The organism is Caballeronia terrestris (assembly GCF_001544515.1).
GTDB lineage: Bacteria > Pseudomonadota > Gammaproteobacteria > Burkholderiales > Burkholderiaceae > Caballeronia > Caballeronia terrestris.
On record NZ_FCOL02000143.1, the window covers coordinates 1 to 6,195 of the forward strand.

The 6,195-nt window shown below is 57.0% G+C and carries 9 protein-coding genes and 1 pseudogene; 7 read left to right on the forward strand and 3 right to left on the reverse strand.

Annotated features, from left to right (window positions below; genetic code table 11):
- The coding region (locus AWB67_RS42450; protein WP_235025508.1) for a hypothetical protein at window positions 1-231 on the forward strand (231 nt) is incomplete at its 5' end.
- A gap of 244 nt (window positions 232-475) precedes the next feature.
- Here AWB67_RS42450 and AWB67_RS33805 read toward each other — a convergent pair.
- Window positions 476-703 (reverse strand): annotated as a pseudogene (locus AWB67_RS33805) (hypothetical protein); the annotation flags it as partial.
- A gap of 35 nt (window positions 704-738) precedes the next feature.
- Here AWB67_RS33805 and AWB67_RS33810 point away from each other — a divergent pair.
- Complete coding sequence (locus tag AWB67_RS33810) at window positions 739-1,023, forward strand: CopG family ribbon-helix-helix protein (protein WP_087660348.1); 285 nt, start codon at window positions 739-741, stop codon at window positions 1,021-1,023.
- Complete coding sequence (locus AWB67_RS33815) at window positions 1,011-1,331, forward strand: type II toxin-antitoxin system RelE/ParE family toxin (protein WP_087660342.1); 321 nt, start codon at window positions 1,011-1,013, stop codon at window positions 1,329-1,331. Before AWB67_RS33810 ends, AWB67_RS33815 begins: the two co-directional genes overlap by 13 nt.
- Before the next feature lie 453 nt (window positions 1,332-1,784).
- Here the strand turns inward: AWB67_RS33815 and AWB67_RS33825 are convergent, their stop codons facing one another.
- Window positions 1,785-2,033: a type II toxin-antitoxin system ParD family antitoxin gene (locus AWB67_RS33825; protein WP_087660343.1), complete on the reverse strand. Its 249-nt coding sequence runs from the start codon at window positions 2,031-2,033 to the stop codon at window positions 1,785-1,787.
- 350 nt (window positions 2,034-2,383) lie between these two features.
- Here AWB67_RS33825 and AWB67_RS33830 point away from each other — a divergent pair, with 350 nt between their 5' ends.
- From AWB67_RS33830 to AWB67_RS33845, 4 genes are all read left to right on the forward strand, one after another.
- Window positions 2,384-2,683, forward strand: coding sequence for a hypothetical protein (locus tag AWB67_RS33830; protein WP_087660344.1), 300 nt, complete (start codon window positions 2,384-2,386; stop codon window positions 2,681-2,683).
- A gap of 151 nt (window positions 2,684-2,834) precedes the next feature.
- Window positions 2,835-3,389: a DsbC family protein gene (locus tag AWB67_RS33835; protein ID WP_087660345.1), complete on the forward strand. Its 555-nt coding sequence runs from the start codon at window positions 2,835-2,837 to the stop codon at window positions 3,387-3,389.
- A 1,020-nt stretch (window positions 3,390-4,409) separates the two neighbouring features.
- A complete protein-coding gene (locus AWB67_RS33840) occupies window positions 4,410-5,084 on the forward strand; it encodes a hypothetical protein (protein ID WP_087660346.1) in 675 nt (224 codons plus the stop codon).
- Between the two features lie 12 nt (window positions 5,085-5,096).
- A complete protein-coding gene (locus AWB67_RS33845; RefSeq protein ID WP_087660347.1) occupies window positions 5,097-5,471 on the forward strand; it encodes a hypothetical protein in 375 nt (124 codons plus the stop codon).
- A gap of 224 nt (window positions 5,472-5,695) precedes the next feature.
- Here the strand turns inward: AWB67_RS33845 and AWB67_RS40125 are convergent, their stop codons facing one another.
- On the reverse strand, window positions 5,696-5,938 hold the full coding sequence (locus tag AWB67_RS40125) for a hypothetical protein (RefSeq protein ID WP_125477804.1): 243 nt from the start codon (window positions 5,936-5,938) through the stop codon (window positions 5,696-5,698).
- Window positions 5,939-6,195 lie beyond the last annotated feature (257 nt).

Below are 6,195 nucleotides of genomic sequence, written 5' to 3' on the forward strand. Positions count from 1 at the left end.
CTGGGAGTTTCGCAACTGCTTATCTGCACCTATCCGCACGCTGCGCTTGGCTTCGCGCGATTCTGCAAGACCGACTACGTACCATCACGCAGTGCGGCTTTGATGGCTGCCACTTTGTCTGTATCGATATCAGTCGCGCTCGATCCGTGCAACGTGGAAGACGACGACAACTTCACGGCCGAACTGCCTGCCGTGACGGCGTTCGACTGTTGTGCGGTGACGGAAGCGTAGTCGGTATTAGTGTTCGTCGCGCGCCGGATATCGATTTGGCGTGAGGTGTCCGCGCCGCTGCTTGTTTGGATCTTCATGGTTTCGTTTCTCGCTGGCTTTAGTTTTTTAACGGAGCCCGTTTTGAAATCTTTACCATGCAAGGGGGCGTGCGGGTGCCCAACCACCTCATCGGTAGCCGGAGAGCCTTGCTGGGCGGGGTCGCCGCCCATTTGAAACAAATTGAAACAAAGTGTGAGCGAGCGGACTAGGCCGCGGCGTTGAAGATAGCGCCGAACACGGACGAGCCGCGATCCATTGGGGCGGCGGTTGTTGCGGGCGGTGCAATCTGAGCCAGCTTGTCGGCCAGTGCGGCCGCTGAGAACGGCTTTACGATGTAGCCGTTAGCACCGGCGCCGATTGCGGCGATGACATTTTCGCGCCTTTTCTCAGCGGTCACCATCAGTGCACTTGCAAAAGCGGCTGGACCACGTATTATGTAGCACAGTTGTGACACTCCATGGGGTCGGTATGTCTACCACCACGCTTCGTCTGCCGCCTGACCTTCGCGACCGCGTCTCAAAACTCGCGGAAGAGTCCGGGAAGACGTCGCACAGCTTTATGTTGGAAGCGATTGCGGAAAGGGTCGCCAACGAGGAATTGCGGCGCGGATTTCTCAACGATGGCAATGCCCGACTGGCGAACATGCTGGATGCAGGCATCGGAATCGAGTGGACCGAGATGCGTGAGTATCTTCGCGGTCGGGCTGCCGGAACTGACTCGGTTCCGCCGAAGGTGAAGAAATGGCGCGACTGATTCTCGCGCCGGAGATTCGCGAGGATTTCGACCGCATTTTTGACTTTCTTTTCAAGCACACCCCTGAGCACGCTGCACAACGCATCGACGATATCGTGTGCGCGCTCGACATACTGCAATCGAGTCCGCTGATCGGACGGCCAACTGAAAGCCTTCACGGAATGCGCGAGCTCGTCATATCGACCGGTGCCCACGGTTACTTGGCACTGTATCGGTTTGTGCCCGAGTTAGACGCCGTGTTCGTTACGGCCATTCGCAGCCAACGGGAGTTGCGTTATCGGCGCAGCGATGATGACCGCTCTACGTGAACGGGGTACGACACGAGAGTCTATCGAAGGGTAAGGTGCCTACGGCATTTGACATCGAAGCAATCGGCGGGCAGGTTCGCTAGCTGAAATGGGGACTGCGCGCGTGCACTTATCGGTCCGCGGGTACCAGTAATTTTACATAACTAACATTATCGCATTTTTGACATTGACATTGACAATTCGGATGCCTAATTATGTTAAACGCGATTATCGGGGCGACGCAAATTGACTTGCAATTGCTCCGTCAGCGCGCTAATCGTCATCGTGTCCGTCACGCGCGACCACGGGTGGCAAATATCTGCAGTCTCATGCAGAAGTCAACGATCGAATCAATGTATCGCCCGCCGGTCAACGGAGCGCGAGCGTCAGCGATACGCTGTTCAAGCTCTCTGAGTCGATCCAGTGCCTCTGGCGCAAACTGAACGCGGCGGGTCATCCGCGGCGTGCGCGCGATTATTTGAGTTCGTCACGCACCTGGTCGGCCGACAGCGCACGCGCGGGATCATCGCGAAGCGCTTGTGCGGCGGGCACTACCTGCTCGCGCAACCACGCTTCGATGGCTCGATCGCGTTCACGAAGCACCCGAAGTGCGTCGCGCAAGACCTCGCTGTCGGACGCGTAGTCGCCGCGCGCGACCTTCTCGCGCACAAATTCCGCCATTCCGTTGGGTAGTGTGATGCTCATCTGCTGTGTCATTCGCATAACAGCCTCTATGCAATAGGATTAAATCCTACTCGCCGGCCGGCCGGCCAGCGCAACTACTCGCGTCGGTAAGATAGGGACAATACTTTTTAGGTAAAGTCACGACAAAATTTTTCGGCGTGTGCATGCGCCCGTCGCTGTGCAGTGCGCGGGCTACGAGGACGATTCCGCGGCCGCCGGGTTTCTTTTCACACGGGTATGGCGATTGCGATTGGAGTAGACACGCGAACGCGATTCGAGCGCCGCAACGAACCTGCTGCCTTGCTCGAAGCAGGTGCCGCATGCATAAATGAGTGGCGCCGCCCTGCGGTCGTTTGCCAAAAGGACACAAGATGGGACCGATGAAACCCATGAAACCGTTCGAACCCATGAAGCCCATGGAGCCGATGAAACCCATGCCTGCCATGGAAAAGTGGTGGCCTGACGATTTGGGCCACGTGTCTTCGAGCGGGTCACAAAATAACGTGCGCTACGCGTTCTTTGCCGAAAAGCATCGGCTGCTGATCGAAGAGCACGGCAGCGTTCGGAACTATGACAGCGGCGGTCACCGGATCAACGGCGTATCGCAGCAGCAAAGCCACGGAAACTCACTTGCGTTCACGAGTGAAACCGGCGTCGTCAACCTCGATGAATTGAAACAGGTAAGCTGAAGCGTCTTGTTCTCGTTGAGCCATCGCTGGTCAGCGTGGTCCGAGGCAAGGAATGATTGCGGATGCGGCCAGCACATCGTCGCGGCGCGCCGCATGATCATTGCGGCCAGTAGGCCGCATCGATTACGTGCTCTACCAGCGCGGCAGCTCGATGAAACTTAAGTCCATGCTTGGCGTGTGCGCTGTGGCCGCCGCCTTAGTCATCAGTTCGGCACTGCTGTTACCGGTTCCGTCGGCGAGGGCGGACGATGAAGCGAGCGCGACGCAAATGCAAGACCGGCACGTCGACTTTGCCAGCTTGCCGTTCAGTCACGCGATCAAGACCGTCCACGGTAACGGGAGCCGGAAGCTGGCAGTGTTCGCCGATCCCTATTGTCCCTATTGCAGGACGCTCGAGCGCAGATTGAGCGAGCTGTCCAATGTCACTATCTATACGTTCCTGTTTCCGATCCTCACAGCCGATTCGAGGTCGATGGCAACTGCAATCTGGTGTGCATCCGACCGCGAGGCGACTTGGCGTCGCTGGATGCTCGACGGGCACCCTCCGGCACGAGGCCACGCGTGCGCCGGCGCACCGATCGACAACGATCTCGAGTTGGCGCGAGGCCTAGGTATAAGGATCACACCCACGATTATTTTTGCGAGCGGCGAGATGGTCACGGGTGCGCTTCCGCTTTATGACCTGAAAAGCATGCTGAGCCCATAGGAGCGAGTAATGGGGCCGAGCACGTGTCTGAGTCGGCAGCGTCATCCGCCGGTTTCGGAACGGCTCGCGCGACTGCCGTCTCATCACGAATACAAGCACGAACCCGTGGCCCAAAGCGATGCGCAGTCAACTCAAGGTGCTTCCGCGTTTCGGAAGAAGATGCAACAGAGGTCCGCCGGGGAGAATATGAATGCACCTGTCAAAGTCATTCGCTTTGACGAACCGCCGTTTGGACAGCATGGCTCCCACGGGCGGGGGCCTTCGCTGTCCGGTCCGGGCATCGGCCGCTCGCCGCCGTGGCCGGTCGTAAAGTGATCTGGATATGCTTTGCCGACGAGGCTGTCGTAATCAGAAGGGTCGGCGGCAACGATTTCCTGAAGCATCTTGACGAATGCGTTGCCGTCTTCCAAATTCTCAACGAGATAACGAAATGGGGAACCTGTGCCGAGTGCCGGTGCTGCCCGAAATATCTCTGTCGGGTCCTCCAGGCGGTACAAAAGTCTCGTCGGCAAGCCGAGTGTCCGCTTCCGCGTCTGACTTCACTCACATCCCTAACCGATACATGCGTCCGGTAAAACGGGAAAAACGGGACGCATGGGAAAAGTGGGAAAAATGAGCTATAATGCGCTCGGTAAACAATCTATTCTGAGCAGCATGACAATTACAGTGCAAGCTGACGGACTATCGAAAGCGGAACGCCGACAGCTTCTGGCGATCTCAACCGCGTCCTTACGCGACACAATGGCTCGGTTGGCGCGGGTCAATGCCGCTGCGCAGAGGCTGGCCTTGGGCTCGCGCGAAGCGGTCCTCCGGAGACGAGGCCGTTTTCGGAGCGGTGCCGGCTTACCGCTTTTTTGATCGGGATCGCGTCGCGGGTTTATGCCGAAAAGCGGACAGAAAATCTCGCGAATGGATTTCTTTTTCCTCTCCGACAACTTTTAGCGGGTAGTGCCGCAGCACGATCCCGTAGGGCAGCGCCGACGGCTGCCCCGCCTTCGATTTCCTGAGAAGGAGCTGAACATGGAAGTGGCAACGAAACGTGGAAGTGCTATCAATCGTACGGATTTGCGTGCGCTCGTTAATGGGCAATATTCAGGTGATTCAAACGCATTGATCGATCTACTAGCGGCGGACTTACTTGAGGAGGTCACAGACCGACTTCACGACGAAATCTCCGACGCCGATAGTGACGTCCTTGTTGGCAAGCCCGCTCGCAAAGTAATCGCGGATAGGCTCGCAGAACTCTTGATGCGCGATGTTTCTACGTGCACGACTGCGCGCCACAGATCGCTGCCGACTTCAAAGCTGAGCCCTGAAGAGGTGATATCGCAAACGGGGATGTCGAAGACGACCCTCTACCGAGCCGACCATACGAAGTTTTATAGCGTCGTTCCGGCGGGAATGAAGAACGGTCGGGCGTATCCTGCCTGGCAGTTTTTTGGGGATGTACCTTCGCATTTGCCTCGTGTTTTAGCGATCCTCAGCAGGAAATCGCGAATTCAAGTCAACACCTTCTTCGTGTCTGAGCAGAGCGCCTTGAATGAACTGTCGCCGGCAGAAGTGTTAGCCGGACTACCGTTCGAGGACCGCGGCATGATTGAGCCCGCGCAGTCCAGGATCTTGTCTATGTCTGATGAGGCAAGACTGAACAAGGTCATCGCCCTTGCGCAGATGGAGGTCGCGAGCCACCAATAAATCACAGAACAAATGTCGGAAAAAAGCGAATTCGAGTTGCCTTACCATCTGGAATCCCTAGTCCCAACGGTGGATCAGATCCTGCGAGCGCTGGACGGAAGACTATACAGCTACAAGGTCGAAACCGAATTCGTCCGAGTTGTCGATGACGAAAGGCACGTGTCCAGCGCATCCCCAACGGCTGCCCACCGGTTTGGTCCTCCGCTGGAACTCGTCCCTCCGACAGGATTACTGCCGTTCGCTTGGCTCTACATGGCCACGAATGAATTGGTCGCAGCATGGGAAAGTCAACTTGTGCTGAACAACCACGGCGCGGGCAATGGTTTTCATATTACGCGCCGCGCGCTCGACAGTGGAGTGATTGCCACGGTGCGCTTCACGCAGTGAGTTGAGACTTTGGAATCTCGGAGAAGATCACAGCAGCAGGCTTGGCATTCACGATACGGTCTCCTCGAGCGATCATGAAGCATGTCAGTGGATCGGTCTTCGCATCCGCGAGGCAATGTTGACACTCCTTCCCGGTCAGCGGCCGGATGGTTTTGTGTACCCTTCGCGAAGAGTGAAAGGTTTTCCGGCCCTGGCGCTAGGCGATTGGGCCGTCAATGAATTGTTCAAGAGATCGAAAAAGAAAATTCAGCGGTTTCGCTCTTGACAAATCTATCGCCAATTGGCAGCAGACCCGATGTTGACGAGTCCTCCAGAGCTAGACGCGGACAGGTTGAAATAAAAAACGGGAAGTCGCGCGGCGTCGTTGAATCGTTTGACGGCGCACGTGCGCGAGACGCTAAAGCGTCGACCTCAATCTCGAACTTGCTTTGAGTAAGCCAATCGGCCGCGCCAACGGGATTGTTCACGTATCCCCTGCCGAGTGATGGCCGTCGACGCGTACCGCATAGCGCGACAGCAGGCGCAGATCCAACAGGTCTGCCAGGTCGACGACCTTGGTTATGTGGTCTGGTGCCGGCGATTGGAATCCAGTCGTCTCGCCGCCCCGATATCTCTGCTCCCCCAACACCTTCCCGCCTCCTATAAGAGAGCTATCGTTGAATCTGGTGTATGCGGCGTAGGGAAGCAGGAGAAGGCGGTGGCGATTGAAGGAGAATGTTGCTTA

Excerpts from the sequence above, each read along its gene's own strand:
- AWB67_RS33810 (WP_087660348.1), top strand. The coding sequence starts at position 739 with ATGTCTACCACCACGCTTCGTCTGCCGCCTGACCTTCGCGACCGCGTC.
- AWB67_RS33815 (WP_087660342.1), top strand. The coding sequence starts at position 1,011 with ATGGCGCGACTGATTCTCGCGCCGGAGATTCGCGAGGATTTCGACCGC.
- AWB67_RS33825 (WP_087660343.1), bottom strand. The coding sequence starts at position 2,033 with ATGCGAATGACACAGCAGATGAGCATCACACTACCCAACGGAATGGCG.
- AWB67_RS33830 (WP_087660344.1), top strand. The coding sequence starts at position 2,384 with ATGAAACCGTTCGAACCCATGAAGCCCATGGAGCCGATGAAACCCATG.
- AWB67_RS33835 (WP_087660345.1), top strand. The coding sequence starts at position 2,835 with ATGAAACTTAAGTCCATGCTTGGCGTGTGCGCTGTGGCCGCCGCCTTA.
- AWB67_RS33840 (WP_087660346.1), top strand. The coding sequence starts at position 4,410 with ATGGAAGTGGCAACGAAACGTGGAAGTGCTATCAATCGTACGGATTTG.
- AWB67_RS33845 (WP_087660347.1), top strand. The coding sequence starts at position 5,097 with ATGTCGGAAAAAAGCGAATTCGAGTTGCCTTACCATCTGGAATCCCTA.